Origin of the sequence: Micromonospora chalcea (assembly GCF_002926165.1) — a bacterium.
Classification (GTDB): domain Bacteria; phylum Actinomycetota; class Actinomycetes; order Mycobacteriales; family Micromonosporaceae; genus Micromonospora; species Micromonospora chalcea.
Window position 1 is genome coordinate 37,942 of record NZ_MAGP01000107.1, and the last position, 25,351, is coordinate 63,292.

Consider the following 25,351-nt stretch of genomic DNA (forward strand, 5'->3'; position numbering starts at 1 on the left):
TCGGGGTGTCTTTCCCACCGACGGGCTACCGACAGACGCCACTGACCAGCCGGCACACGGGCCGTCGTACGCCCTGCTCACACCGCTGCCGTCCGGGACCACCAACACGGCGGGCGGCGATCCGATTCCGGATCACCGCCCGCCGCGACGCGGTGTGCCCCGGCTCACGTGAGCCGGACGCGCGTCAGGTGGAGCAAGGTCACTTCATGGTGACCTTGGCGCCCTCGCCCTCGAGCTTGGCCTTGGCCTTCTCGGCGGTCTCCTTGTTGACCTTCTCCAGGACGGCCTTCGGCGCGGCCTCGACCAGGTCCTTGGCCTCCTTGAGGCCCAGGCCGGTCAGCTCACGCACGACCTTGATGACCTGGATCTTCTTGCCACCGTCGGCGTCGAGGATGACGTCGAACTCGTCCTTCTCCTCCTCGGCCGGGGCGGCAGCGCCGCCGGCGGCCGGGGCGCCCGCGGCCACGGCGACCGGAGCGGCGGCGGTGACCTCGAAGGTCTCCTCGAACTGCTTCACGAACTCGGAGAGCTCGATCAGCGTCATCTCCTTGAACGCGTCGAGCAGCTCGTCGGTGCTGAGCTTCGCCATGTCTGGCGTCCTTTCTCGCAATGAAAACTAAGAACGTGGTGCGCCGGGAGGGCCTCAGGCCGCCTCGGCGCCCTCCTGCTCGCGCTTCTTGTCCGCCAGGGCGGCCGCCGCGCGGGCGGCCTTGGAGAGCGGCGCCTGGAACAGGGCCGCGGCCTTGCTCAGGTTGCCCTTCATCGCGCCGGCCAGCTTGGCCAGCAGCACCTCGCGGGACTCCAGGTCGGCGAGCTTCGTGACCTCGGCCGCGGAAATGGCCTTGCCCTCGAAGACACCGCCCTTGATGACGAGCTTCGGGTTGGCCTTCGCGAAGTCGCGAAGCCCCTTCGCCGCCTCGACGACGTCGCCCGAAACGAAAGTCAGCGCGGTAGGACCGGAGAACAGCTCGTCGAGGCCGGAGATGCCCGCATCGGCCGCGGCACGCTTGGCAAGCGTGTTCTTCGCGACCGTGTAGCTGGTCTCCTTGCCGAGCGAGCGCCGCAGCTGGGTGAGCTGCGAAACCGTGAGCCCGCGGTACTCGGTGAGCACGGTCGCCCCCGCGTTGCGGAAGCTCTCGGTCAGCTCGGCGACGGCCGTGGCCTTGTCGGCCCGGATCGGCTTGTCCGCCATGTCCCTCCTCTCTCGTTGCTCGGAGCTGGTACGCCGGCGACGAGCCAAGGCTCGACGGCGGCGGCGGAGGCATCACGACAACGAAAAAGCCCCGGCGCAGGGCGCACGGGGCGAGGGCCGGCGGCACGGGCACAGTCGGCGGACCATGCATGACACCGATTTCGCTTACCGCCCTGCGCGGGTCGCCCGTCGTCGCGGGACCTTCGACCGTGCCGGGGCACGGTGACCAGCGGTCTTTGGGTGGAACTACCGCACCAGGTTACGCGACCGGGACCGCAGCGCCAAATCGCGCCCCGGTGCTCCCGGTCACCGCGCCTCAGGCCCGGGTGCGGCGGGCCCAGGCGTAGCCGCTGAGCGCCACCGCCGCCCAGAGCGCCGCCCAGCCGGTGAGCAGCAGGCCGGCACCGGTGGCGACCGGCCCGGTGACCTCCCGCGCGGTCGCCATGACCGGTGGGGCCAGCCACGGCGCGACCGAGCCGGAGAGCCCCAGCACCACCACCCCGACCGCGCCGGTCACCAGCACCGCCACCCCGTAGCCGGCGCTGCGGGTCACGGCCCGGCTGGCCAGCGCGCCGAGCGCCACCGCCGCGGGCAGGGCGAGCAGGTGCGCCCAGAGCCCGAGCGCCACCCCCACGAGCACCGGCCGCTCCCCCGGCGCGACGGCCGCGGTCACCCCGCCGAGCGGCCACGGCAGCGCCAGCGCGACCACCACCACGGCGAGCCCGGCCACCAGCGCGGCGAGCAGCCCGGCCGCCCACTCCCGGCCCGGCCCGACCACCACCCGGGCCAGCCGGCGCTGCACGTCGGGCTCGACGTCCAGCAGGATCTTGGTCTGCCAGGCCAGCACCGGGAACAGGACCACGGCGGAGACGCCGTAGGCCTCCGCCGGGCGGGCCCGGCCGCCGCCGTGGAGGACGCCCAGGACGAGCAGGCCGGCCAGCACCGGCGCCAGCGCCCGTCCGGTACGCAGGAAGCCGGCCAGCCGCAGCCGGACCAGCGCGATCACCGGGCCACCTCCGGCGCCGGCCCGGGGCGGCCCGAGTCCCGGCCCCGGCGTCAACGTGGCCCACCGGGCCGGATAGCGCGTCCGCATCCGGGCAGTCGTCATCGGCGGACGGGCCGACGGAGGCCGGCACCGGGTGCGTGGCCGGAGGCGGGACGGCGTGGTCGCGTACCCGAAGGATCTGGTGGCCGTCGGCGCGCAGGCGGGCGACGGCGGCGGCCAGCCCGGCGGCCGGCACCGCCAGCTCGACCACGGCGACGGCCGCGCCGCCCGACGGCGCCTGCTCGGTCACCGTGCCGTCGGTGACCGACCAGTGCCGGGCACCGGGCAGCCGTACGGTCTCGCCCCGGTGGTCGCTCACGAGTACGGCGCCATCGGCGGCCAGCACCTCGCCGATGATCTCGGGGACCGCCTCGCGGGCGGCGGCGTCCAGCCCCTCCCACGGCTCGTCGAGCACCAGCAGGCCGGGCGGGCGCAGCAGCGCCTGCGCCAGGCCGACCTTCTGCGCGGTGCCCTTGGACAGCCGGGGCAGGCGGACGTCGTGGAACCGGGCCAGGCCGAGGCGCTCGACCCAGTGGCGCACCGCCCGGTCGGCGGCGGGACCGGGCAGGCCGGCGACGCGGCCCATGGCGGTCAGGTAGGCCCCGACGGTGAACGGCTGGTCGGCGGGGAAGCGCTCCGGCACCCAGCCGACCACCGGTGGCCGGTCGGCGACGCGGCCCCGGGACGGACGCAGCACCCCGGCGGTGAGCTGCAGAAACGTGGACTTTCCGGCCCCGTTGCGGCCGAGCACCACGGCGACCTCACCCGGGCCGACGGCGACGTCGACCTGCCGCAGGACCCAGGGGCCGTGCCGGTGGTAGCGGAACCACACGCCGTCGAGCCGCATGCGCCGAGACTGCCACACCGGACAGACGAACGGGGCCCCGCCACGACCTGGTGGCGGAGCCCCGTCCGGGACGTGCTGGTTGCTCAGGCCTCGGTCGAGGCCTCCTGCAGGTTCTTCACGACCTTCGGGTCGACCGGGACGCCCGGGCCCATGGTGGTGGTGAGGGTGACCTTCTTGAGGTACGTGCCCTTGGCCGCGGACGGCTTGGCGCGCAGCACCTCGTCCAGCACCGCGGCGTAGTTGTCGACCAGCTGGGCCTCGGAGAAGGAGGCCTTGCCGATGATCAGGTGCAGGTTGGAGTGCTTGTCCACCCGGAAGGTGATCTTACCGCCCTTGATGTCCGAGACGGCCTTGGTGACGTCCATGGTCACGGTGCCGGTCTTCGGGTTCGGCATCAGACCGCGCGGGCCCAGGATCCGCGCGATCCGGCCGATCTTGGCCATCTGGTCGGGCGTGGCGATCGCCGCGTCGAAGTCCAGCCAACCGCCCTGGATGCGGGCGACCAGCTCGTCGGTGCCCACCTCGTCAGCACCCGCGGCGACGGCCTCCTCGGCCTTCGCGCCGGCGGCGAAGACGATCACGCGGGCGGTCTTACCGGTGCCGTGCGGCAGGTTGACCGTGCCGCGGACCATCTGGTCCGCCTTGCGGGGGTCGACGCCGAGGCGCATCGCGACCTCGACCGTGGCGTCGAACTTGGTGTTGGTGGTGTCCTTGGCCAGCTTGACGGCCTCGACCGGGGTGTAGAGCTTCGACCGGTCGATGACCTCGGCGGCCTTGCGGTAGCTCTTGCTGCGCTGCATTTCTGGTGACTCCTGTGGTCTCTGGCGGGCGCGCGGCGTGCGCGGCCCTCCCACGAACAGAAAGATCGGGTGGAGCGGTGGAGCGAGATCAGTCGGCGACGGTCAGGCCCATCGACCGGGCGGTGCCGGCGATGATCTTCTCGGCCTGGTCGATGTCGTTGGCGTTGAGGTCCGCCATCTTCTTCTCGGCGATCTCGCGCAGCTGGGCGCGGGTGACCGAGCCGACCTTCTCCTTGTGCGGGACGCCCGAGCCCTTCTGCACACCGGCGGCCTTGATCAGCAGCCGGGCGGCGGGCGGGGTCTTCAGCACGAAGGTGAACGTGCGGTCCTCGTAGACGCTGATCTCGGCGGGGACGATGTCGCCCCGCTGGGACTCGGTCTGCGCGTTGTAGGACTTGCAGAACTCCATGATGTTCACGCCGTGCTGGCCGAGCGCGGGGCCGACCGGCGGCGCCGGGGTGGCCTGGCCCGCCGGCAGCTGAAGCGTGAACGTCTTGACGAGCTTCTTCTTCGGAGGCATGTCTCTTCCTGGGGCTTGAAACTGGGATTCTCGCCGGTCCGCGGGCGCGCACGGTCAGCGCGGTGCGGACAGCCGACGTTCTAGGGTAGCGCAGCCGTCGGCCACCCTCCGCGCCGAGGTCGGTGGGTGGCGAAACGGCGCACCGGCGGCCACCCCGGAAGGGGCGGGCCGCCGGTGCCGACGTACGTCAGATCTTGGCGACCTGGTTGAAGTTCAGCTCGACCGGCGTCTCCCGGCCGAAGATCGACACCAGCACCTTGAGCTTCTGCTGGTCGGCGTTGATCTCGCTGATCGTCGCCGGCAGCGACGCGAACGCGCCGTCGGTGACGGTGACCGAGTCGCCGACCTCGAAGTCGAGGACCTTGACCTCGGGCTTGGCCTTCTTCTGCTCGGTCTCGACCGCCGGGGCCAGCCACTTGAGCACCTCGTCGAGGCTCAGCGGCGCCGGCCGGTCGGCCCGGTCGGTCGCGCCGACGAAGCCGGTGACCCCCGGGGTGTTCCGGACGCAGGAGTAGGACTCGGCGGTCAGCTCCATCCGGACCAGGATGTAGCCCGGGAAGACCTTCGCCTGGACCTGCGACCGCTTGCCGTTCTTGACCTCGACCTCTTCCCGGGTCGGCACCTCGACCTGGTAGATGAAGTCCTCCATGTCGAGGGAGGTGATCCGGGTCTCGAGGTTGGTCTTGACCTTGTTCTCGTAGCCGGCGTACGAGTGCACCACGTACCAGTCGCCGGGCGCGTAGCGCAGCTTCTGGCGCAGCTCGGCGACCGGGTCGAAGTCCTCGTCCGGGGCCGGCTCGGTGGTCGGGAACTCCGGCTCGCTGGCGGCCTCGACCGACTCGTTGTTGGCCGCCGTCGCCACCGTGGACTGGTCGTCCGGGGTTCCGGCGGTCTCGTCGTACTCAGGCACGCTCGCTCACTTCCGTCAGTATCGCTGTCCGCAGGTCAGCTCGGCTCGCCGAAGACCCACAGCACCGCCTTGGCGAAGCCGTAGTCCAGGCCGGCCACGATCGCCAGCATCACCGCGACGAAGGTGACCACCACGGCCGTGTAGGTCAGCAGCTCCTTGCGGGTCGGCCAGATGACCTTACGCAGCTCTGCCACGACCTCGCGGAAGAACCGCGCGATGCGGGCGAACAGCCCGATCCGCTCGGTGTCCTTGCGGGTCTTCCGGCCCTCGGCCGGCTCGGCCTGCGCCCGCTTACGGGTCGCGGTGCCGCCCCGGCCGACCGGCTCGTCCGCGTCGGTGGCGTCGTCGTCGGCCACGTCGTCGTCGGCCACGCCGTCGACGGTCGCGTCGTCGTTCAGACGCTCGTCGCCGTCGTCCTCGCCGCGGCGCTTGCTCTTGGCCACTTCGCCCTCCGTGCGGGATATGGGGTCGCACGCCGGGCGGCGTGCGCGGCGTGTTGGTCACGCCGGCCGGACCAACCGTCCCGCGACGGGCCGCGGCCGGCGGACCGGCCGGGAGGGCCCGAGCGCCTCGGAACCACCCCACCGGTGCCACCACCACGGGCCGGACGCCGCCGGTGAGGGCGACGCGACCCACGGAACGGTCAGGCCTGAGGCGCAGGGGTGACAGGACTTGAACCTGCAGCCTGCGGTTTTGGAGACCGCTGCTCTGCCAATTGAGCTACACCCCTGTGCGGCAACTCACCTCCACCCGGACACACTGTGCCGAGCGGGGGTCACTTGCCCCACGGCGGACCAGTGTACGGGTAGTCGTGCGACTTTCCCAACCGGTCTGCCCCTCGCGCGTCGGGCGGACCCTCAGCGCGTCGTGCGGATCAGTGCCCGGGCCTGCGACAGCACCTTCTCGCCCTGGCAGGTGGCGGTGATGTCGAGCCTGGTCAGACCGTCTTCGGTGACCTCCTTGACCACCGCCGACACCTCGATCTCGGTGCCCTCGTCGGTGTCCGGGACGACCACCGGCCGGGTGAACCGGACGCCGAAGTCGACCACCGCGTCCGGCGCGCCGGCCCAGCCGGTCACCGCGCGGCCGACCAGGGCCATGGTGAACATGCCGTGGGCGATGACGCCCGGCAGCCCCACGTCGGTGGCGACGCGGTCGCTCCAGTGGATCCGGTTGAAGTCGCCCGAGGCGCCCGCGTAGCGGACCAGGTCCGCGCGGGTCACCCGGTACGTCTGGGTGGGCAGCTCCATGTCCTCAGGCCTCCCCGCGTACGACGATCTTGGACCAGACGGCGACCACCGGCTCACCGTCCACAGTGCTCACATCGGTGCGGGTGGTCAGGAAGCCGTGCCCGCCCCGGGTGGTGACCTCCTCGATGGTGCTCACGCACACCAGCTCGTCGCCGGCCACCACCGGCCGGGTGTACGCGAACCGCTGGTCGCCGTGCACCACGCGGCTGTAGTCGACGCCGAGCGCCGGATCCTCGACGATCTGCCGGCTCGCCGCCATCGTGACGAGCACCGGGAACGTCGGCGGGGCCACCACGTCGGCGTGGCCGAGCGAGCGGGCCGCCTCCGGATCGTGGTGGGCCGGGTCGGTCGCGCCGATGGCGGTGGCGAACTCGCGGATCTTTTCTCGGCCCACCTGGTAGGGGGCGGTCGGCGGGTACGTCCGGCCGACGAAGGACGGGTCCAGGGACATGCCGCCGAACCTACACGGAAAACACGAACGCCGATCCGCCCGGTCGGGCGGCCCGGAGGCCACCCGTCAGGTGGATCGGCGTACGCGGAAGCTGGTGCCGACCGGCTGCGCCGGTCGCGATCAGCGGGTCTCGCGGTGAACGGTGTGCTTGCCGTCCCGGGGGCAGAACTTCTTCAGCTCGATGCGGTCCGGGTCGTTACGACGGTTCTTGCGCGTGATGTAGTTGCGCTCCTTGCACTCCACACACGCCAAAGTGATCTTCGGCCGAACATCGGTCGCCTTCGCCACGGCGGAGTGCCTTCCTCGCTCACGGAACAACTACGGCGTGTCAGCCTACGCGCTGACAACGCGGACATGCAAAGTGGGCGCCTGTGGCGCCCGTCCCACCGACCACCGGGTGTACCCGGAGGACGAGAGTAGCGGTGGCCGGACTTGAACCGGCGACACAGCGATTATGAGCCGCTTGCTCTGCCATCTGAGCTACACCGCCGTGGCGGGTCCAGCCGGACCCTCTGAGCCCCCTTACGGAATCGAACCGTAGACCTTCTCCTTACCATGGAGACGCTCTGCCGACTGAGCTAAGGGGGCCTGCCCGATCACCCCGGGGGGTGTCGCGCAGGGGAAACAGTACACGACCGCGTCGCCGAGGTGAAATCGGATCCCCCAGGTACGTGTCGGCCCTGCTCAGGGCACCACACGCAGCCGCGGCAGCTCCCCCGTGGCCACCGTCTCCGGGTCGACCTGGGCGCCGAACCAGGCCTCCAGACGCTCGTACGGCAGGGGGCGGCTGAACAGGAAGCCCTGGCCGATCTCGCAGCCGATGTCCTGCAGGAGTTCCAGCATCAGCTCGCTCTCCACGCCCTCGGCCACCACCGCCAGGCCGAACTGCTGGGAGAGCGTCACCACCGCGTTCACGATCGCCAGATCACCCGGATCGGTCGCCATGCCCTGCACGAACGACCGGTCCACCTTCACCTCGTGCACCGGCAGCCGGCGCAGCTGGGCCAGGGACGAGTTGCCGGTGCCGAAGTCGTCCACCGAGAGTCGGACACCGAGGTCACGGAGGCTGCGCAGGGTCGGGATGGGACGTTCCGCGCCGTCCAGCACACCGGCCTCGGTGACCTCCAGGGTCAGCCGCTGCGGCGGCACGCCGTACTCGGCCAGCAGATCGCGTACCAGCGCCGGGAAGTGCTGGTCGGTGAGCGTACGCGCGGCGAGGTTGACCGCGACGGAGAGCGGCTGCTCGCCGTGGCTCCAGTCGCGGCTGCGCCGCAGGCTCTCCCGGAGCACGAACTCGGTGAGCCGGCCGAGCTGGCCGGTGTGCTCGGCCACCGCCACGAAGTCGTCCGGCGAGACCGTGCCGTGCGCCGGGTGCTCCCACCGGGCCAGGCACTCCACGCCCACCAGACGGCGGTCCCGCAGCGTGACCTTGGGCTGGAAGTAGACCTCCAGCTTGCCCTCGTCCAGCGCCCGTTGCAGGTCGCCGGCGAGGCCGAGCCGGCGCAGCGACCGCGACTCCAGCGCCGGGCTGTAGAGCTGCACGCTGCCCGGGACCGACTTGGCAGCGCTGGCCGCCAGGTCGACGCGCTGCAACAGCGCCACCGCGTCGCTGCCGTGGTCGGGGTGGACCGCCACGCCGACCACCGTGTCCACGTCCACGGTGAGCGCGTCGAAAACCATCTCGTCGCGGATCTGCTCCCGGAGCTGGGCCGCCAGTTCCAGGGCCGCCTCGGTGCTCTCCAGCCGGAGCGTCACCAGGAACTCGTCCCCACCGGCGCGGCCGACCAACGCCGAGGAGGGCGCGCAGGCGCGCAGCCGCTCGGCCACCTCGACGAGCACCTTGTCCCCGGCGGCGTGGCCGAGCGACTCGTTGACCTGACGGAGCCGGTCGACGTCGAAGAGGAGCAACGCGACCACCTCGCCCGGCGCGCCGATCTTCACCGCCTCGGCCACCGCCGCGGTCAGCCGGCGCCGGTTGGGCAGCTTGGTGAGCGTGTCGTGGTCGGCGTCGTGCCGCAGCCGGTCGACCAGGCGAGAGTTCTCCAGGGCGACAGCGGCGTGCGCCGCCACCGTCTCCAGGACCGCGACGTCGCGCGCGGTGAAGTGCGAGGGGTCGACCAGCCGGTTGGTCACCTCGAGCGTCCCGATCACCACCCGGCCCGAGCGCAACGGGACGATGATCGTGTCCTTGACGCCCTGTTCGGCCAGGCTGGCCCGGAACTCCGGATCGCTGCACACGCCCCGGCCGACGGTGACCGGGCGGGCCTTCTGCATCGCCCGCTGGCGCAGCTCCACCCCGGTCGGGGCGGTGTCCAGCAGGCCGGGGTCATCGACCCGCGCGGTGAGCAGGGTCTCCGGGTGCCGGCCCTGGGCGGGCAGCCACAACGTCGCGTACTCCGCCTGCATCAGACCCCGGACGCGGCCCAGCAGGGCGTCCGCGAGCGTGCCGTCCTGGCCGCTGGCCGAGATCGCCCGGCTCAGCTCGTACATGCCGCTGAGCGTGCGGTGCTGCTGGAAGAACTCGGTGTACGACCGGTAGACCGCCACCAGCCCCGCGGCCAGCGCGGCCAACGGCACCAGGGACCACCAGGACTGCTCCAGCAGCATCAGCACGATCAGGCCGGCCGACACGTTGATGCCGTTGGTCAGCACGCCCGAACGCAGCGCCCGGAACGTCTCCCGGCCGGCGTGCCACCCGATGAGCAGGGTCTGGACCGCGGCGATCGAGGTGAGGCTCACCAGGATCACCATCGCCACCGCGAGGCAGAGGCCCAGCCACGTGGCGGGGCCCACGCCTTCGGTCGGCGGCAGGATGGTCAGCACCAGGGCACCGACCGAGGTGCCCGCCGCCGCACGCGCGACGTTGAACCAGAGCTTCGGGGCCGACAACCGGTGACGCAGGTGCGTCACGAGCGAGGACAGCGTGTAGATCAGGACGACGGTGAGCGGCGGCAGGAAGTAGAAGGCGAGCACCAGCGGCAGCTCGGTGAGCGTCATACCGAGTGACTGCCGGCGGATGACCACGCCGACGACCGGCCCGCTGGCGACGATCATCAGCGCCAGGAGCAGCACCGCCGGAAGCCACCCGCCGATGGGTGGCTTCGCGATCAATCCGGTGACCGTCGAACAAGCCACCGCTACCAGGGCGAGCGGCGCGGTGATTATCCAGGCGTCCTCGGAGGGTCTGCGCCTCGGGTTGTCTCGCCCGCTCATCCCACTCCCTGTCCGGTGGGTCCCACTCCCGGTCCGGCGGGCAGGACCCACCGGCTTCCGCCCCCGTGGAGGTCAGCCCGGGTCGCTGTCAGACCCAGACGTAGTCGAGGAGGCGGAGGTCGCCCAGGCCGGACTTTGCACTGATTACCGAAACGCCCAAGGCGGCGGAAACGAGGAGGAGCGAGCCAAACAGCCGGCCCAGCCTACGACCAGACATGATTGCTCCTGTCGGGAGAGTTACAACCATCGTGAAGGTTCCACGATCGTGCCACACCCCGCTCACGGGCAAAAGCTGCGCGAGCCCTCGCGCAGGGGCAGTGGCAGGGAAATCATCCGTTCGACAGGCGCGGCTCACCCTCCGGCCCAGCATACCGTCACGATCAGCCCCGCAGCCGCTACGGAAGGCGCGCACAACGACTTCGCGCGTAAACCACGCTTAGCGCCTGATTCACCCGTCAGCCGGCCGGCACCCAGCCGCGGCCACAGTAGATGGCGTCGGCGCTCCCGTCGGCCGCCCTCGGACAGCCTCTACCATCATCGATGCCTGAGGCAAGGTTTCACGCCAGGAGAACCGAGTGAATCATCAGCCGGCCGGTGGCGGTTGCCCCGACGGCGTCGCCAGGTGCGACACCCGCCCGCCTGACTGCTTCACCGCCGACGAGGCGGGCAACAGCCGGTGGCAGCACCCTGACGGTCGGCTACCGCCTCTGCCGGTTCACGCGGGCTTCGTGCCGGTGACGTCGTACTCGAACAGCGCCTTGTTGGAGTTCCGCTTGCGGATGGTCTCCACCTTGACGTCCGAATAGCCGAGTTCGCGCAGCATCACGGCATACCAGGTGTGCGCGGGCACCTCGTGCTTGTAGAAGGTGGAGTTTCCGACGATGTAGGAAACGCTGCCGCCCGGCTTCAAGTGCTTCGTCACGCTCTGGAAGTGCAGCCACATGTCGTGGTGGTACTTGTGAACGTAGCTGGCAAGCAGCGGACCGTTCTTGCCGCCGTCCGCCGCGATCTTCTCGCAGACCACCTTCATCGCCTCGTCGACAGGCGTCCCGACGTCCGGCTTCCACGTGTTGAGCTTGCTCGTGGCGGTGCCCCACGTGCCACCGATGGCGCGCCAGTCGAGCTCGCCGGCGTCGCCGGCCACGTCCAGGTAGCGGAGCCAGTACATGTACGGGCGCAGCTCGCGGATGTAGCTCATCCGATTCACGTACGGCGGTGAGGTCAGCACGAAGTCCGCAGGCTCCAGGCCGTCCAGGCCCGTCCGCGAATCGCCCTGCCGGACAACCGCCGTGCCGGCGAGGTCGAACCGGGCGGACTCGATGATCGTCGCCATTTCCGTGGCGTACCCGTCGAGCGCCTTGTCGAGGTCGTCGACCACGAAGAGCGCCTGCTCGGCCGGCGCTTCCTTGAAGGACATCGACTGATGGTTGAACGCCGCGTTGGAGCAGGAGATCAGCGACCGGCAGAGACCGATCTCCAGCAGGTCGCGGATCTGCCCGTCGAAACGGTCGATCTCGTTCCGAAGCGCCTTGAGGGCGTGGAGCGCGCCCGGCGACCACCACTTCTCGATCCTGAACAGGCTCGGCTGCCAGAGATCGGCGTCCTCGTCGTGCGCCCGCGCCCCGTCGAGCACGCTCTTCGCGGCGTCAGCGAGCGCGAGGAGCGTGTCCTCCGGGTAGTTCGTCGTCTTGACCGTGCCGAGCCAGACCAGGAACGGGTTGATGTCCACCGACTGCCCCCGGTGGCCGAGCTCGGCAGCCGCGAGCGGCGTCGTGCCGGTGCCCGAGAAGGGGTCGGTGACGATGCTGCCGGCCGGCATGTGCGACATGCGATCGCGGACGAGGCGTACGCCGTAGGCGGGCGTGAGGCGCAACCAGCCGTGCCTCCCCACACCCATGTTGGCGCGGAACGTCATGTGCTCGTTGCGGCTGTGCGCCGCGCGCTCGACGATCTCCGTCATGTCGCCTCCGAGAGTCGCCGCAGAACGTGCTCCGCACCGGCGCGCAACTCAGTGGTCTCCCGCTGGACGTAGCCGACAACGTCCCGCAGGAAGCCGAAAGTACTGGACAGGGGGTCATGCCCGCCCACGGCTGGGAAGACACTCCAGTTGCCGGTCAGGTATCGCGAGCAGACCATGTGACCTGGTTCTCGGACAGTCCGAACTCCGCCTTGAGGACCTGGCGGAAGATGCGCTCGCAGCCGATGCCGAACTGCCTGTGGATCGACGTCATGCCGCCCGCGGCTCTGCGCGGCGAACATCAGGGGCGAGGCGACGCCCATTCAGCGACAGAGCGGGTCAGCGCCGTACAGCGCGGTGAAGCCGGCAAGGTCGACCTCGTCGGCCCCTCCCATCTCGGGAAGGCAATCCGCCGACGTGCGGAGCGGCGCGAGCAGGATCTCGCGGTAGAGCCGGTCCCGCTCCTCAGTGCTCGACGCCATGGGACAGCAGCTTACGGCAAAGCTCAGACACCCCCTCGCACCCACACCAATCAAGCAGTTCAGTCCCATTTGGCGCAGATCCGGCCGCTCTGCTCGTCACGAGCGCACTTCAGCGGCGTGATGGGCCGAGGCAGCTACAGCTTTCCTGCCGTCCGGCCAGGGCTTGCCGGTCCACGGCCCACCATTTGCCCAACGCCCATGGATCCACCCCTGCCACCGTTCCCGGCGCCCAATAACTTCCGCGACACCACCAGCTTGCCGACCGATCATGTGTCGATGAGCAGGGAAGAGGCTCTTGCCAACCTTCACGACACCGTCGCCTTCTGGAGCATCGGCTCCGCCACCGCGGTTGACGTGGTCAGGGCCGCCTGCGACTGTCTGGTGGCAGGCGTCGACAGTCCGACCCTTCGGATCCTGGCCGGCGTCTCCCCCGTGAAGGGCAGCGAGGCCGACGAGCTGCGCCGCTGGCTGGCTGATGCGTTCGCCGAACTCTCCCTGACCTACTACGGGGAAGGGAGCCGGAAGGCCGAAGAGGAAGTCCTCCGCATCATGGCGCGACGACTGCTCGCCAGGAAGATCGCGCCCCGCGAACTCACGTCCTGGGTCTCACAGTTCATCACCTACGCCGGGACTCCCCTGGCAGGTGAACTGATCAACCTGGAGAGCGCCTACGAGTACGTCGAGGCTGCCCACGAGGTGCACATGCTGGTCAGCACCAAGCCCGAGGATCTCGACGCGGAGGTCATCGCCGAAGCTCGCAGGCTGGTCGGCGACAGCGGCGCCGGCAGGGACCAGGGTTGAGCCACCACGGATCATCCCCGATCTTGTCGTGGACGTCCTTTCCGTGGCCCGCCCGCAATCAGTCGCAGACGGCTGGACTCAGCCGGACTCGGCCAGACGAACGAGAACGGCCCCCGATCAGCATCTCTGCTGGTCAGGGGCCGTATCTGCACCTGGTGGCGGGTAGAGGATTCGAACCTCTGTAGCTTTCGCGACGGATTTACAGGGCGTCCGTGATCTTGGCTGCGCCAACTCGCTGAGCTGGGCCTTCACCTCGCCCTACTGGCCTGCCGACCGGAACCGCCCACCATGTGCCCACGCCCACCGCAGGCGAGTGATGGCTACCGGTCAACTGAAGGGCTACCCATCAAGCGGTAAATCGTCAACCTCAGGGAGTTTTTTTTGATGGGTTCCGGGCCGCGAGGCCCCAGCTAGCGGCTTGTCCGCTTAGTGCGCCAAGGACGCCCGCCAGTCCGACCATCAAAAGTTGCGACGTTCCTGGCGCAGCACCAGGGGCTGAAACCGCCGTCGCCACGGACGAGCCGCCAGCAAGGACGATCGACATCCCCAGGATGATCAGCGGCGGGAACCTTCGCACGCTCTGACTCTGCCATAGGAGGTCCATCGGGCCCGTCATTTCAGGGCGTCGCCGATCTTGTCGTTCATGGTGTCGTCTCCTCCGTCGATGCAGTTGGCGTAGACCCGGAGCAGGACGGCGACGCCGTGGCCCAGGCGCCGGGCGACCTCGGTCGGCGGGACGCCGGCATTCAGCCAGAGCGAGGCCGCCGCGTGCCGCAGGTCGTACGGCCGGCGGACGAGCGGCGAGGCGACCTGCGATTCGGTCAGCGCCTTCTCGCGGGCGAGCTTCCACCACCGGTCGTAGACCGACTCGGAGAGCGACCCACCGTGCAGGCCCCGGAAGAACCGGCCATCCGGGCCGATCCCGTGGTTGTCGACGTGCGCGCACAGCAGCTCGACGAGCCGAGGCGGGATCGGGACCGTCCGTGTCTCGGCTCTCCCCCGGTGCTTGAGGCCACGCCGCTCATGGGAGCCGCCGTCGTCGGTCCAGTGCGAGCCGGCGCGCGGCGAGGTGCCGGCGAGCACCAGGCGGCCCCAGCGGTATTCGATCCTCTTGTGGTCGCAAGACCGGGAAGGCTTGACCGCCGCTAGGTCGTCGAAGTCCGCGCCGCAGCCGGCACACCGGCCCGAAAGGTCGCAATCTTCCCGCCGCAGGTCCGCCGCTTCCGAGGGACGCAAGCCCGCGTAGTAGAGGCATCCGAAGAACGCCGTGACCTTGTCGGCCCGGTTGCCGAGAGATCTCACCGCCTCCAGCAGCGTGGCGACCTGGGCCGGATTCGCCACCACCCGCCGGTCGATGGACTGCGCCACCTCGGGAGCCGTCCATTGGACCTTGTCGACCGGGTTGGAGTCGATCAGCTCGAGCTCGACGGCGTACCCGAGCACGTTGTAGAAGGTGGCCCGCTTCCGCTGAACAGTCGAGGCAGCCGCGGGCTTGCCGTCGAGGCGTACGCAGAGGCTGTCGAGGACGCGACGGACCATCGCGGGCGAGTCCAGCTCGACGACCGGCAGGGAGGCGGTTTCCAGCCAGGCGAGGGCCGCCGCGTGCTCGGTGGGGATCTCGTCGGACCAGCGGCGCGGGTTGAGGCCGTAGAGGTACAGCGCCTCACGGAGCAGCCCGTCAGCCGGCCGGCCCCGCTTGGCCGGGCGGGTCAGGGTCACCGTGATGGAGGTCAGCGCCTCGACGATCGACCGCCGGGTCTTGGCCGCCGCCCGGGGCCACTTCATCTCGACGTACGCCCGGCTGTGGGCGTACCAGGTGGTGGTATTCCTGGCTCTGGCCTCGGAGACCGGGCGGCCGGTGGCCGGGTCGAAGGGCTCCCCCGCGTTGGCCGCCTGGACCAGCTCGGCGCGGAACGAGTGCGCCAGGGCCTTGGTACGGAACATGTCCTCGAAGCGGTGGCCGCTCACCGCCCAGCGGACCCGCCAGGGCCGAGCCTTCCGGTCGGCGCGCTTGCCGATCTCCCAGATCTGGACCTCATAGCTCTTCACGCGGCGTCCTGCTCCAGGTCACCGAGCCACCGACCGAGCGCCGACCGGCGGACCCGAAGCTGCCCGTTGGGAAGCTTGATCACCCGTGGCCCCTTGCCGGTCTGCCGCCAGTAGAACCAGGTCGAGCGCGGTACGCGCAGCTCGGCGAGCACTTCCGGCACGGTCAACAACTCCTCGTTCACTGCGTCCCCTCCCCGTCGTGCTGTGCGCTGTGCTGAGTTGCCGAAAGATCTGCGGGCCCCTGCGCGGCCCGGTCCTTGGCGGCGAGCAGTTCGGACCGCCAGCGGGCGCGTTCGCTGATGGAGCGCATGAGCCGGTGGGCCAGCGGTCCCACGTCGGGGTCGTCGGGTCGGGCGAGTTCCCAGGCGTGCCGGATCCGTTCGGCGGTGGCGCCCTGGTCGTCGACGAGCTGCCCGGCGGTGGCGCCGAGCAGTGCCCGGACCCAGGCGCGTACGTCGTGCTTGTGGTCGGCGAGGGTCTTGCCGGACCAGTCGCGGGAGATGAGGATGCGCCGGCCGCCGATGCCGAGGGTGTCGCGTTGGTGGACCTTGCCCTTGCAGCGGCCGGGCTTGAGCTTGGCGTGTGCCTTCTTGGGCTGGACGCCGAAGAGCAGCCAGTTGGCGCATCGCTCGGTACAGGGGGTGAGCTGGAGTTGCTGCCAGAGCCGGTCGAGGTGCTTGCGTTGCCGGTCGGTGGTCGCCTTGTGGACGTCGCCGGTGTGCTTGGTGATGTATTTCGTGACGTACCGGATGGTCCGTTCGGCGTCCTCGGTGCCGGGCATGACGCCGCGGGCGTCGACCTGGACGCCGAAGCGGACGACGTGCACAGGCTGGGCGTCCGGGTCGTCATCGATGGCGTCGAGGGCTTCCGTCCAGGTGGTCAGCGGCTCCCGGGTGTCCGGGTCGACCCATGCCGCCGCCTGCTCGTCCCAGACGGGGAGCCGGTCGAGGGTGTAGCGCTGGACGTCGACCGCCGGCCACCACACCTGGTGGTAGGTGGCCGCCGCCACGGTGCGGAGGACGTCCCGGGGGATGGTGCCCCGGATGGCGAAGTGGGCGTGTGGGGCGAGCCTGCGTTGCGGCTCGACGCAGCCGGCGTACTGGACGTTCCAGCCCTCACAGCGGCGCAGGTTCTGCCAGAACCGGTCGAGCAGACGCGGGAAGTGCACGGCGTCCCAGGCGGCGCGGCGGTAGTCGTACCGATCGGGGTTGAGCGGGGTGCCGTCGGGGCGGACCGGGCCGTACGAGTCGAGAGTGAGCGTCAGCCACATCGACGGCCGGAACGTGGCGCCGTCCGGAGCGGTGTAGGTCTTGCCGACGGTGCGCCGTTCGACCTTGCGCCGAGGTAGCTCGGGTGCGTCCTGACGTCGCTTGGTGGAGCGCTTGCGCCGGCGGCCGGGCTGGTCGTCGGAGTCCTCGTCGCCGGTGGCGTGGGGCGGGCCGACGCGCCCGCGCAGACCTTCGGCGGCGATGGCTTCCTCCACCTCGCGGATCGCCTCGTCGAGGTCGGTCACCTGGTCCCACTGGGCGGCGCGTACGGCCTCGTCGCGGGAGAACTCCAGGTGTGCGCGGAACAGGATCAGGGACTTCTGCGCCTCGGTCGCAGGTTCCGGGCCGGGTAGCGGTTCGTCGTCACGGTGCCAGCCCTCGCGGATCTGGGCCTGCCGTAGCCGGCGGTTCTTCTTGGCGCAGGGCGCGCACTTGTCCTCGCGGGTCGCGCCGCAGGGCAGGTCGATGACCTCGGTCAGGCCGGTGTCGAGGTCGGTGCGACGCATGGCGAGGGGGCGCACGCAGACGCCGTACTCGGCGGCGATCTCCTTGAGCACGTCGACCGAGCGGGGAAGCGCCATGCGGGCCGCCCGTGACCCGGGCCGAGGGGCAGCAGTCGGGGTCGAGTCGGCCGGGGCAAGGCCGGGCAGGGTGGGAGCGGTCATCGGATGATCCCGACGACCTGGGGTCGGTTGGGCTGGACGACGCCGAGCGGAGGCAGCACCGCGGCCGAGGCCGGGCGGACCGCCGGCGCGGATGCGGTCGGCTGCTGGGGCTCGGGCTCGGTGACGACCTGCTCGGGAACCTCGTAGGTCCAGTCGACCGGCGGTTGGTCCGGTTCGGGTGCCGGGGCGGGTGCGCTGGACAGGACGACCTTGACCAACGCGAGGAACGCCAGCGACGGCACGGCGGCCACGATCCAGCCCCACACGGACGGTTCGGCTTCCGCGACCTGGGCGGCGAGGGAGAGCAGGGCGAACGCGACCAGGAGCACGCCGACCAGGCCGACCGGGCGACCCGTACGACGGCGGGCGCGGATCTCCAGGCCGAGGTAGATCGCCATCAGCTCAACGGCTACCGCGTTGGCCCAGCCGATCCAGTCGGGCTGCCCGTGTGCCACGGTCAGGTCGTGGACGTGGGTGAAGGCGGCGGCACCGGCCATGATCCCGATGGCGAGCAGGATCAGCACCCGGATGCCAGACTCGGCTCGGTGGCGGATCATTCGAAGTCGCCCTCCGGGATGCGGATGGTGACGGTAATGCGGATGCGCTGCCCGTCGAGGTCGTCCCGGCGGCGGACCATGTGCGCCAGGCCGTGCAGGGCGGCGGCGAGCCGGTCCGGGGAGCCGTCCAGGTCGATGTTCAGCGGCTTGATGCGGTGAGTGCCGAGGAAGAAGCGCTTGAGGGACATCGGGGCTACCTCCGGTCCGGGGTGACGCGGGTACGGATGTGGTCGGGTGGGTCGCCGAGCGAGGCGACCGCTTCGGAGAGGCAGCGCCACAGCGCCCATGCCTCGTCGGGGGTCAGGTGCATGCGGCGCCGGCCGCCGCCGACGGCGAGATAGACCGGGTACGGGTCGGGCCGGTCGGGGTCGACGCGGACGGATACCGCCGTGCTGCTCGCGCCGTCCGGGTTCGGTGCGCGGAGCCGGTAGAAGGTCGGGGCGGTCACCGCGACTCACCCCCGTCGGCGTCGAGGATGTTGCGCAGCGCGTCCGGCAGCAGCGGCCCGCGACGCTGCCGGGGCAGTACCGGCCGGACCGGTTCCGGCGTCGACTCCCGGCCGACCTGGGCGAGGATGTCCGCAGCGTCGGCGGGAGCCGGGTATTCGCGGGCGAGTTCGCGGATGTCCTCGTCGGTGACGTACGAAAAGCGGACCCGCATCGGTTCCGGGGTGCCGTCGAGGATCACGTACCCGACGCCCTTGGCCCATCGGGGCATCTGGTCGGCCAGTGCGCCCCGGTTGCGGGCGCCGTCGCCCAACACGAGGTCGACCTGAGCCGCCTCGGTGAGGCCGAGCGCGATGCGGGTCGGGAACAGATCCCGGAACGGCAGCACCTCCTTGCGGGGGTCCTGCAACGCGGCCACCACCAGGACGCCGACTCCAGCACCCTGCGACAACAGCAGCCCGAGCGAGCCAGCGATGCGCTTACGCAGCTCGACGTCTTGCAGGTACGCGGTGAGCGCGGCCATCTCGTCGATGACGACCACGACCAGGGGGTCCGCCTCGGTCGGGGTGTGCACCCGGACCCTGCCGGCGAGTCGGGTTTGCCTCTCTCGCATCACCGCCACGGCCTCGTCGAGGAGATCGGCCATGGCCTCGAAGGACTTGCAGGCGAACCGGGCGAACAGTGGCCGGCCCATGGCGAACTCCATCCCGCCCTTGGGGTCGATCACCCATAGCCGGACCAGGCCCGAGGTGATGCCGCCGGCCAGCGCCCGGACCAGCGACCAGAGCACCGAGCCCTTGCCGGACCGGGTCGCCCCGCCGATGAGGACGTGCGTGGCGAGCAGGTGCAAGGACCAGGTGCCCAGGTCTTCCCGCCGCGCGAGGGGCAGAGCGGTGAGGTCCGGTACGGCCGGGGCGTCAAACGGCGCCACCACCGGCCGCAGGGCGTCGGTGCGGACGAGGACCAGGTAGACCACAGTCGGCCGGTCCCGGAACCGCACCCGGTCCACCCACCCCAGCAGCAGCGCCCAGTAGCCGGTACGGGTCGTCGGGTCGTCGGGCCACTCGGAGTAGACCCGGGCGTGCCGCCGACCGAAGGCGTACGCGAGGTTCGCTGTGACCCGTTGGAAGTCGGCCGGGGTCTGCCCGCGGACCATGCGGATGGTCAGCACATCGAGGGCCTGATCTGAACGCACGCGCAGCAGCTCGGGCAGGACGGCGCGACGGTCGTACGTCTCGGCCAGGCCGCACAGAGTCATGGCCTCGCGCCACGCCCGCCGGTAGACAAAGACCTGACGAAACCGGCCGAGCAGCGGCGCGGCGCACCACCGCCACCAGGACGCCTCATCGCGCCACCGCCACAGGGCCGACACCGCCGACGCCAGGACCAGCGGCACGACCAGGCCCGCCCAGCCGTAGTCGGCGTAGAGGACGACGGAGAGCACGACCAGGCCGACGGTGACCGGGTGGCGCAGGCACCACCAGCAGCCCCGGGCGAGCCAGCGCAGCACCAGGCCGAGCACGACCGCCCACATCGGCAGAACGAACCGCTTCGGCCGGACCACCAGCAGATCCCCGGCGGTCGTCAGCACCACCTCGCCACGCGGCCGGCGCATCATCGCGCACCCCGCTGCGACACGAACCGGCCCGACGCATCCCGGGCCGGAGGAAACGGGAGAACGAGCTGACCGACGCAGAGCGGGCAGCGGTCGGCCGCACCGCCAGCTGGGTCGAACCGGGACTGACACACGCCGCACCGAGGCTGGGCCGGGGCAGCCGAACGCCTACGCTTGAACACGTCACTACCTCTCTCGACAGAGCAGGGGGAAGAGACAGAGGGCGGGGCTGCCGTCCGCCAAGACCTGACAGCCCCGCCCCCACCCGATGCGGCTACGCCGCCGCCTTCTTGGCCACACCCGCCGGGGCCCGCATTCCGGTCGCCCGCAGCGAGTACGCCATCCGGTTGTTGTTGGTCACATACGGCGTGACCGTCATGCCCTCGAACTCCACCGCCTCGAACGGGGCGCCCGTCGGCGGGACCGGCTGGTAGTCGGCGGAGATCTTGACCGTCGTCTCCCGGGAGCGCTTGCCGAGCTCCGGGTCCAGGTCCATCACGCGGACCTGCCACACCCGCTGGCCGGTCAGCTTGTCCTTCGCCGGGCTACGCCGGCCGGTCTTCTCGTCGTAGTCCTCGACCTCACCCAGGGACTCGGGGACCAGGGCGCATCCCGCCGGGAACACGTCCTCGCAACGCACGGCGAACCTCGTACCGCCACGCAGAGCCATCGCTCAACCTCCAGGTTGTTGGCATGTCTGCCAAGTTGAGACTCCAAGGTAGACGGCACTTGGCAGACAAGTCAACGAGTGACCTCGTCGCGCCACAAAGGATGGTGAGGTTTTGCACCAATAAACCGCATTAGCACGCCAGGCCCAGCCCGGCGCCAGCGCCCAGCACGCTCGCCCGCCATCCAGCCAATGCCCGCCTTCCGCGATGCAAGCATCGACACCGTGCCTGCCGGCAAAATGCCACTAGGCATTTTGCCAATTGAGACAATGCCAATCGGCAAAGTGCCTATAGCGAATTCATAAATTGGCTCTTGCATTTCTTGTTCGGCTCGCTAGCATTTGATCGAGTGCCGGACAGGTCGGCACCCGCCGGGTTCTAGCCGGCAGACATAGGACTCAGATTGGAATCGAAGGTGGCTGAACTTCACTTCACGCTGAAGGTGCCAGCGCAGGTCTCGGTGCAGGTAATCGTGGTGATCTTGGTGGTGGTTGGGCTCAGCGGATGGACACTGGAAGCCCTTTGATCCTCGGGGCGAAGCCTCAGCGAATAAGGTGCCCACTTCGCGGGCAACCGGCCTACATGGCACATGAACAGCGAAGTAGCGCCCTCGGCCAGGACCATTCAAGGACCGCTGCCCTCGATGACAAGACCGTTGAAGCGTTGGGCGAGCTGAGCAAGGCACTTGAGACCATCCATCGGGTCCGAGGGCACCTGTATTCCGCACACCAGCTCGTCGGCGGGGCGGATCTCACTCTCGACCGGGTGGTGAAGCTACTCCGCGAGGTGGGGCACGACGAGATGGCCAACCGGGTCGAGCATGAGCTGTTAGGCCGCAACCTGCTACCCGGCCGTTGGACGTTCCAGATCGTGGAGGAGTTCGACGACGGCTACTACGCGGCGTTCCAAGAGATCGAGCGGGACGCACGGGAGAAGCTAGCCGGCGGCCGGCGGCACATCTACGAAGCGGAAATGAAGGAGCGGCGGCGCACCCACGGCATGCCGGGGCACGAGGCTACGCCAGAGGAGTGAGCGGGAGACCGTTCGGCAGCATCGAGGCCAGGGCGTTGGCTCTGGCCTCGATGATCCTCATTCGAGCCTGATACTCGGCCGGTTCGCGATGCGCGGCCTGGCTGGTCACCTGACCGGGCCATTTGCGGTAGAGCAGGCCGTACTCCCGGGTGAAGTACCCGGCGCTGACGGCGCTGGCAGCGAGCAGCAGGCCCGTGTCCTCGGAGGCGGGGAGCGCCATCCAGCCGCCCAGGGCGAAGACGAGATCCCGCCGTAGGCACAGAGTCGCCGGGTGCACTGATGCGCGGTAGTCGTTGGCTTGCCAGAACGACAGGACCTCACCGCGGTCGACGACTCCGCCGTCTGGGTCCTTGTCCCATCCGGCGGTCGATCCGTCGGGCAGCAGGTCGAGTACCCGCGAGGTGGTCCAGCCGATGTGCGGGTGCGCGTCGAACGCGGCGATGTCTCGGGCGAGCGCGCCGAGTGTCAACTGGTCGTCAGCGTCCAGGACCTTGATGAGGTCACCGGAGACCCGGGAAAGGGCGAGGGTACGGGCGACGCCAGGCCCACCGGGACGGCCGGTGCCGAGACTGATCCGGGGATCGTCGGGCAGCACTTCAACCAGGGCGCCGGTCTGCCCGTCCTCTTGGACGAGCCATTGCCAGTCCCACCCGGCCGGCATTTCCTGCTTGGCCAACGACTCGTAGGCGCCAGCAAGATGCTCGATGCTGGGCGCGTGGACCGGAGTGATGACCGAGACGAGCTGCGTCAAGTCTTCCACCGCTGGAGCTTGTGGGAGTAGACAAGCTCCGTCCGGTCACCCGGCATCACCACGTCGGCAACCTCGACGACCCGCCCTGTGGTGTCGACCGAGGTCTTCCGCACGGTGAGCACGGAGACGCCCGGGTCGATGTCCAGCAGTTCGGCCTCATCCGGGGACGGCGGACGCGCACGGATCTCGTCGTCGATCCGGTCCAGCTCGATGCCGAGCGTGTAGAGCTGGTGCTGTGTGCCGCCGGGCCATGGTTCCTTGCTCTCGTCGAGCAGGTCCGGGTTCGCGGCAACCAGTTCGTACGGCAGGTAGGAGTACGACACGGTCAGCGGCGCGCTCTCGCGTCGGGAGGAAGTCCAGTAGACCCGGCGCAGCAGCGGCGTGCCCGGCTCGACCTGCAAGGCCGCCGCCATCTCCGCATCCGCCTCCACCCGGGAGTACTCGGCGTGGAACTTCAGGTCATCGACGGTCAGGCCGGTATCGTGCTCGGTGGCGCCGGTCTTCAGCCGCTCGTCCTCGTCGAGCAGGACCCGGTCCTTCTCCCACTGGTACCGCTCGCTGTTGCGACGGCGTACCCGCTGGCGCGGTGCCCGGACGTAGGTACCGCGCCCCTGCTCGGCCCGGACCAGACCCCATTCCCGGAGCTGCCGGATGGCGTTGCGGACGCTGGTGCGGGAGAGGCCGGACGACTCGGCCAGCTCGGTTTCGCTCGGCATCAGGGTGCCCGGCGCCATCTCTCCGGACATAATCTTTACCCGCAACTCCTCCGCGAGTTGCAGGTAGCGAGGGCGCCAGTCCCGGCCATGCACACCGGCCACCGTACCCCCTAGACGTTCCAACGTCTGCCAGGTGGTCCCGCCCATCGGCCGTTGGGGAACCGGAGGGACCGTTACCGCTGCTCGCGGTAGCTGCCCACGACGATGGCCAGGAGTACGGGGAACGGCGAGGCCCCGACGGCTGCCGGAGTTCATCGCGTCTCCCCCGTCCGCTGGCGCTGACTGATCGGTGCTCGCATCACGTCACGGGCGCGTGTCAGCTCGTCGATCAGTCGGTCGAGCTGCGGCGCCGAGAGGAGCACGGTTTGCGTCGCGCCGTAGCGGGTCGCGTCGAGCTTGACGGCCAGGTCCCGACGCGCGAACCGGTCGATGAGGAGCTGAAGGCTGACCCAGCCGGTTCGCTCCCGGCCGATGGTGGCGATGAAGCCGCGGTGCATCGGGTCGTTCGGTCCGCAGCCCCGGCACCATCCCGGGCATGTGACCGACGGCGGGGCACTCTCGGTCATGGGCAGGCCCTCACTCATCGTTGGCTCCCTGGTCGCCGCCGGCCTGCTTCAACAGATCGCGCAGATGCTTGACCAGTTCGGCCACCTGGGGCAGCGACATCTCTGCCCAGCCGTTCCCTGTCCGGCACCACGAGTGCACAGCGACCAACGGCGCCGTGGCGTCAGCACCGATGAGGTAGGTGACGACGGCTCCGCTCGACCGGACGTCACCGATCCGGAACATCGATCCTCGGTGACGCCGGGCCATGTGCGCCATCAACGGCGGCACCAAGTGGCCGCAGCGATCCGGCGCGCACCAGCCCGGGTGACTCGTGATCCGGTTCGGATTGTTCGTCCGCCTCATCGCGGCCACCGCCCACCATTGGCCCGGTAGGACTGCGCCAGCGTCATCAATGGCGCGTACCGCAGCGTGGGCAACTCCCGGGTCGGCCCCGCACCCCACCAGTACGTCGGTACGGTATTGGTTGGCGGGCGCCGCATCGGCGAGACGTTGCTGTCGGTGGCCGCAGCCGGCGGACGCTTCCAGGACCACCAGGACGAGAACCAACCGCGCCGACGATGAGAGCCGGACATCGCACCTCCACAGGTAGGCGGGGCCGGTGGCGAGCCACGGAGGAATGCAGCCAGCCACCGGCCCGGATGAAGGCACGGCGCACCGTCCGACATAGGGTCGGGTATCGCCGAGCCAACTTGTACGCGCGGCTACCGCAACCGGTCCGACAGGACGCCGCGCGTCAGGTGCGACCAGGGCCAGCGCGGCACCACCCCTGATACGAACCGTCACCCTGGCCGCACACCGGGAAACGTACCTACAACTGGACGTGTTGTCCATACGTCGAAACGGGTCACTTGGTTGGCACTTGGTAAGACAAGTGCCAGGTACGGTGTACCCGTGCCCACCCCGCACTACGGACAGCCCCGCTACCGCGTCATCGCTGACGAACTGAGACGGCGCATCGAGAGCAGGGCCATCCCGTCGGGGAGCCTCTTGCCGGCGGAGAGCGCGCTTACCACTGAGTTCCGGGCAAGTCGCGGAACAATCCGCCAAGCCATCGCCGTCTTGCGGGATGAGGGCTTGGTCGCGACCGAACACGGCCGCGGCACATACGCCAACCCATATCGCCCCGACGGACCAGGCGAAGAACCCAAGATTGAGACACGAGAGCGCCAGGTGGCGGCAGATCCGGAGCTTGCAGCGCTCTTCGCTGTCGAGGTAGGTGCAGCCCTGGTCGAACAACAAAACGTCACTCTGACAAATGGAGCCGTCGGCGCGGTCGTCAGGATCTATCGGCTACCTGGGGCAAGGCAGTAGAGCAAGACAGTAGATTCTTTGCGCACTTTCAATACCTCTTCAAGGCGGCCCTTGGCGGGCCGCACGCGCCGCCCCCTGGGCGCGCCGGCCGCTGCCGCTGTCGCTCTGCGGCCGTCGCGCCGGATGCCCGGCGGCTGGCGCGGAGGGCGGGGAGCCCGGTGGGCCGCTGCAGAACGACAGGCCGTTGACCGGTAAGTGCGTGGGCCGGCAGCCGGCCGGGGCGCGCGGCCAGGAGTCC

At 70.0% G+C, this 25,351-nt stretch carries 28 protein-coding genes, 3 tRNA genes and 1 pseudogene; 3 read left to right on the top strand and 29 right to left on the bottom strand.

Features of this window, described 5'->3' with window-relative positions:
- Positions 1-199 precede the first annotated feature (199 nt).
- The 17 genes and pseudogenes from rplL to BAW75_RS32310 form a co-directional block, all read right to left on the bottom strand.
- The gene (gene rplL / locus BAW75_RS13150) at positions 200-589 is read right to left on the bottom strand and encodes a 50S ribosomal protein L7/L12 (RefSeq protein WP_043328232.1); all 390 of its coding nucleotides are present in this window, start codon (positions 587-589) and stop codon (positions 200-202) included.
- A 54-nt stretch (positions 590-643) separates the two neighbouring features.
- A complete protein-coding gene (gene rplJ, locus BAW75_RS13155; protein WP_013288643.1) occupies positions 644-1,192 on the bottom strand; it encodes a 50S ribosomal protein L10 in 549 nt (182 codons plus the stop codon).
- Positions 1,193-1,508: 316 nt separating this feature from the next.
- Complete coding sequence (locus tag BAW75_RS13160; protein ID WP_104113751.1) at positions 1,509-2,198, bottom strand: hypothetical protein; 690 nt, start codon at positions 2,196-2,198, stop codon at positions 1,509-1,511.
- A gap of 499 nt (positions 2,199-2,697) precedes the next feature.
- Positions 2,698-3,084 (bottom strand): annotated as a pseudogene (locus BAW75_RS32875) (ATP-binding cassette domain-containing protein); the annotation flags it as partial.
- A gap of 83 nt (positions 3,085-3,167) precedes the next feature.
- Positions 3,168-3,884: a 50S ribosomal protein L1 gene (gene rplA / locus BAW75_RS13170; protein ID WP_064446621.1), complete on the bottom strand. Its 717-nt coding sequence runs from the start codon at positions 3,882-3,884 to the stop codon at positions 3,168-3,170.
- Positions 3,885-3,972: 88 nt separating this feature from the next.
- Positions 3,973-4,404 carry a 50S ribosomal protein L11 gene (gene rplK / locus BAW75_RS13175; RefSeq protein ID WP_013288647.1) on the bottom strand — a complete coding sequence of 144 codons (432 nt, stop codon included), beginning with the start codon at positions 4,402-4,404 and terminating at the stop codon, positions 3,973-3,975.
- A 187-nt stretch (positions 4,405-4,591) separates the two neighbouring features.
- Positions 4,592-5,314, bottom strand: coding sequence for a transcription termination/antitermination protein NusG (gene nusG / locus BAW75_RS13180; RefSeq protein WP_030501618.1), 723 nt, complete (start codon positions 5,312-5,314; stop codon positions 4,592-4,594).
- 35 nt (positions 5,315-5,349) lie between these two features.
- Complete coding sequence (gene secE / locus BAW75_RS13185; protein ID WP_104113752.1) at positions 5,350-5,757, bottom strand: preprotein translocase subunit SecE; 408 nt, start codon at positions 5,755-5,757, stop codon at positions 5,350-5,352.
- A 214-nt stretch (positions 5,758-5,971) separates the two neighbouring features.
- Positions 5,972-6,044: transfer RNA gene (locus BAW75_RS13190), tRNA-Trp, on the bottom strand.
- A 127-nt stretch (positions 6,045-6,171) separates the two neighbouring features.
- Complete coding sequence (locus BAW75_RS13195; protein WP_030501620.1) at positions 6,172-6,564, bottom strand: MaoC family dehydratase; 393 nt, start codon at positions 6,562-6,564, stop codon at positions 6,172-6,174.
- A 4-nt stretch (positions 6,565-6,568) separates the two neighbouring features.
- On the bottom strand, positions 6,569-7,015 hold the full coding sequence (locus BAW75_RS13200; protein WP_030501621.1) for a MaoC family dehydratase N-terminal domain-containing protein: 447 nt from the start codon (positions 7,013-7,015) through the stop codon (positions 6,569-6,571).
- A 120-nt stretch (positions 7,016-7,135) separates the two neighbouring features.
- Positions 7,136-7,303 carry a 50S ribosomal protein L33 gene (gene rpmG / locus BAW75_RS13205; RefSeq protein WP_013288652.1) on the bottom strand — a complete coding sequence of 56 codons (168 nt, stop codon included), beginning with the start codon at positions 7,301-7,303 and terminating at the stop codon, positions 7,136-7,138.
- Positions 7,304-7,432: 129 nt separating this feature from the next.
- Positions 7,433-7,505, bottom strand: a tRNA-Met gene (locus tag BAW75_RS13210).
- A gap of 25 nt (positions 7,506-7,530) precedes the next feature.
- Positions 7,531-7,603, bottom strand: a tRNA-Thr gene (locus BAW75_RS13215).
- 96 nt (positions 7,604-7,699) lie between these two features.
- A complete protein-coding gene (locus BAW75_RS13220; RefSeq protein ID WP_030501622.1) occupies positions 7,700-10,228 on the bottom strand; it encodes a putative bifunctional diguanylate cyclase/phosphodiesterase in 2,529 nt (842 codons plus the stop codon).
- A gap of 715 nt (positions 10,229-10,943) precedes the next feature.
- Positions 10,944-12,188 carry a TRM11 family methyltransferase gene (locus BAW75_RS13225; RefSeq protein ID WP_104113753.1) on the bottom strand — a complete coding sequence of 415 codons (1,245 nt, stop codon included), beginning with the start codon at positions 12,186-12,188 and terminating at the stop codon, positions 10,944-10,946.
- A 320-nt stretch (positions 12,189-12,508) separates the two neighbouring features.
- On the bottom strand, positions 12,509-12,667 hold the full coding sequence (locus BAW75_RS32310) for a hypothetical protein (RefSeq protein WP_157539029.1): 159 nt from the start codon (positions 12,665-12,667) through the stop codon (positions 12,509-12,511).
- 276 nt (positions 12,668-12,943) lie between these two features.
- On the opposite strand from BAW75_RS32310, the gene BAW75_RS13230 reads away from it, so the two are divergent.
- Positions 12,944-13,468 (top strand): hypothetical protein, encoded by a 525-nt coding sequence (locus BAW75_RS13230; protein WP_146074835.1) that lies wholly within the window; start codon positions 12,944-12,946, stop codon positions 13,466-13,468.
- A gap of 612 nt (positions 13,469-14,080) precedes the next feature.
- Here the strand turns inward: BAW75_RS13230 and BAW75_RS13235 are convergent.
- The 8 genes from BAW75_RS13235 to BAW75_RS13270 all read right to left on the bottom strand — a co-directional run bounded on the left by BAW75_RS13235 (position 14,081) and on the right by BAW75_RS13270 (position 20,738).
- The gene (locus BAW75_RS13235) at positions 14,081-15,517 is read right to left on the bottom strand and encodes a tyrosine-type recombinase/integrase (protein WP_104113755.1); all 1,437 of its coding nucleotides are present in this window, start codon (positions 15,515-15,517) and stop codon (positions 14,081-14,083) included.
- The gene (locus BAW75_RS13240) at positions 15,514-15,699 is read right to left on the bottom strand and encodes a helix-turn-helix transcriptional regulator (protein WP_030329852.1); all 186 of its coding nucleotides are present in this window, start codon (positions 15,697-15,699) and stop codon (positions 15,514-15,516) included. Before BAW75_RS13240 ends, BAW75_RS13235 begins: the two co-directional genes overlap by 4 nt.
- The gene (locus BAW75_RS13245) at positions 15,696-17,450 is read right to left on the bottom strand and encodes a replication initiator (RefSeq protein ID WP_104113756.1); all 1,755 of its coding nucleotides are present in this window, start codon (positions 17,448-17,450) and stop codon (positions 15,696-15,698) included. The genes BAW75_RS13240 and BAW75_RS13245 overlap by 4 nt, the downstream gene beginning before the upstream one ends.
- Entirely contained in the window at positions 17,447-18,007 is a 561-nt protein-coding gene (locus BAW75_RS13250) for a DUF2637 domain-containing protein (RefSeq protein ID WP_104113757.1), read from the bottom strand. Before BAW75_RS13250 ends, BAW75_RS13245 begins: the two co-directional genes overlap by 4 nt.
- Positions 18,004-18,195: a hypothetical protein gene (locus BAW75_RS13255; RefSeq protein WP_013473706.1), complete on the bottom strand. Its 192-nt coding sequence runs from the start codon at positions 18,193-18,195 to the stop codon at positions 18,004-18,006. Before BAW75_RS13255 ends, BAW75_RS13250 begins: the two co-directional genes overlap by 4 nt.
- Before the next feature lie 5 nt (positions 18,196-18,200).
- Positions 18,201-18,455, bottom strand: a complete 255-nt coding sequence (locus BAW75_RS13260) for a hypothetical protein (protein ID WP_091426450.1) — start codon at positions 18,453-18,455, stop codon at positions 18,201-18,203.
- A complete protein-coding gene (locus tag BAW75_RS13265; protein ID WP_208635243.1) occupies positions 18,452-20,068 on the bottom strand; it encodes an FtsK/SpoIIIE domain-containing protein in 1,617 nt (538 codons plus the stop codon). Before BAW75_RS13265 ends, BAW75_RS13260 begins: the two co-directional genes overlap by 4 nt.
- Before the next feature lie 274 nt (positions 20,069-20,342).
- On the bottom strand, positions 20,343-20,738 hold the full coding sequence (locus tag BAW75_RS13270) for a transcriptional regulator (protein ID WP_104113758.1): 396 nt from the start codon (positions 20,736-20,738) through the stop codon (positions 20,343-20,345).
- 580 nt (positions 20,739-21,318) lie between these two features.
- Between BAW75_RS13270 and BAW75_RS13275 the strand changes: the two genes are divergently transcribed.
- Entirely contained in the window at positions 21,319-21,768 is a 450-nt protein-coding gene (locus BAW75_RS13275; protein ID WP_104113759.1) for a hypothetical protein, read from the top strand.
- On the opposite strand, the gene BAW75_RS13280 is transcribed toward BAW75_RS13275, so the two are convergent.
- From BAW75_RS13280 to BAW75_RS32880, 4 genes are all read right to left on the bottom strand, one after another.
- A complete protein-coding gene (locus BAW75_RS13280) occupies positions 21,752-22,528 on the bottom strand; it encodes a glycosyltransferase family 2 protein (protein ID WP_244206107.1) in 777 nt (258 codons plus the stop codon). The two genes, BAW75_RS13275 and BAW75_RS13280, sit on opposite strands and share 17 nt — an antisense overlap.
- Positions 22,516-23,382: a GntR family transcriptional regulator gene (locus tag BAW75_RS13285; protein WP_275937798.1), complete on the bottom strand. Its 867-nt coding sequence runs from the start codon at positions 23,380-23,382 to the stop codon at positions 22,516-22,518. The genes BAW75_RS13280 and BAW75_RS13285 overlap by 13 nt, the downstream gene beginning before the upstream one ends.
- Positions 23,383-23,486: 104 nt before the next feature.
- Complete coding sequence (locus BAW75_RS13290; protein ID WP_244206109.1) at positions 23,487-23,819, bottom strand: precorrin-4 C11-methyltransferase; 333 nt, start codon at positions 23,817-23,819, stop codon at positions 23,487-23,489.
- Entirely contained in the window at positions 23,812-24,348 is a 537-nt protein-coding gene (locus BAW75_RS32880) for a hypothetical protein (RefSeq protein WP_244206110.1), read from the bottom strand. The genes BAW75_RS13290 and BAW75_RS32880 overlap by 8 nt, the downstream gene beginning before the upstream one ends.
- Positions 24,349-24,693: 345 nt before the next feature.
- On the opposite strand from BAW75_RS32880, the gene BAW75_RS32315 reads away from it, so the two are divergent.
- Positions 24,694-25,113, top strand: coding sequence for a GntR family transcriptional regulator (locus tag BAW75_RS32315; RefSeq protein WP_167435564.1), 420 nt, complete (start codon positions 24,694-24,696; stop codon positions 25,111-25,113).
- Positions 25,114-25,351 lie beyond the last annotated feature (238 nt).

Coding starts and splice junctions, on each gene's coding strand:
- rplL (WP_043328232.1), bottom strand. CDS start 589: ATGGCGAAGCTCAGCACCGACGAGCTGCTCGACGCGTTCAAGGAGATG.
- rplJ (WP_013288643.1), bottom strand. CDS start 1,192: ATGGCGGACAAGCCGATCCGGGCCGACAAGGCCACGGCCGTCGCCGAG.
- rplA (WP_064446621.1), bottom strand. CDS start 3,884: ATGCAGCGCAGCAAGAGCTACCGCAAGGCCGCCGAGGTCATCGACCGG.
- rplK (WP_013288647.1), bottom strand. CDS start 4,404: ATGCCTCCGAAGAAGAAGCTCGTCAAGACGTTCACGCTTCAGCTGCCG.
- BAW75_RS13195 (WP_030501620.1), bottom strand. CDS start 6,564: ATGGAGCTGCCCACCCAGACGTACCGGGTGACCCGCGCGGACCTGGTC.
- BAW75_RS13200 (WP_030501621.1), bottom strand. CDS start 7,015: ATGTCCCTGGACCCGTCCTTCGTCGGCCGGACGTACCCGCCGACCGCC.
- BAW75_RS13220 (WP_030501622.1), bottom strand. CDS start 10,228: ATGAGCGGGCGAGACAACCCGAGGCGCAGACCCTCCGAGGACGCCTGG.
- BAW75_RS13225 (WP_104113753.1), bottom strand. CDS start 12,188: ATGACGGAGATCGTCGAGCGCGCGGCGCACAGCCGCAACGAGCACATG.
- BAW75_RS32310 (WP_157539029.1), bottom strand. CDS start 12,667: ATGGCGTCGAGCACTGAGGAGCGGGACCGGCTCTACCGCGAGATCCTG.
- BAW75_RS13230 (WP_146074835.1), top strand. CDS start 12,944: ATGAGCAGGGAAGAGGCTCTTGCCAACCTTCACGACACCGTCGCCTTC.
- BAW75_RS13245 (WP_104113756.1), bottom strand. CDS start 17,450: ATGACCGCTCCCACCCTGCCCGGCCTTGCCCCGGCCGACTCGACCCCG.
- BAW75_RS13250 (WP_104113757.1), bottom strand. CDS start 18,007: ATGATCCGCCACCGAGCCGAGTCTGGCATCCGGGTGCTGATCCTGCTC.
- BAW75_RS13255 (WP_013473706.1), bottom strand. CDS start 18,195: ATGTCCCTCAAGCGCTTCTTCCTCGGCACTCACCGCATCAAGCCGCTG.
- BAW75_RS13265 (WP_208635243.1), bottom strand. CDS start 20,068: ATGCGCCGGCCGCGTGGCGAGGTGGTGCTGACGACCGCCGGGGATCTG.
- BAW75_RS13270 (WP_104113758.1), bottom strand. CDS start 20,738: ATGGCTCTGCGTGGCGGTACGAGGTTCGCCGTGCGTTGCGAGGACGTG.
- BAW75_RS13275 (WP_104113759.1), top strand. CDS start 21,319: ATGGCACATGAACAGCGAAGTAGCGCCCTCGGCCAGGACCATTCAAGG.
- BAW75_RS13285 (WP_275937798.1), bottom strand. CDS start 23,382: ATGGGCGGGACCACCTGGCAGACGTTGGAACGTCTAGGGGGTACGGTG.
- BAW75_RS13290 (WP_244206109.1), bottom strand. CDS start 23,819: ATGAGTGAGGGCCTGCCCATGACCGAGAGTGCCCCGCCGTCGGTCACA.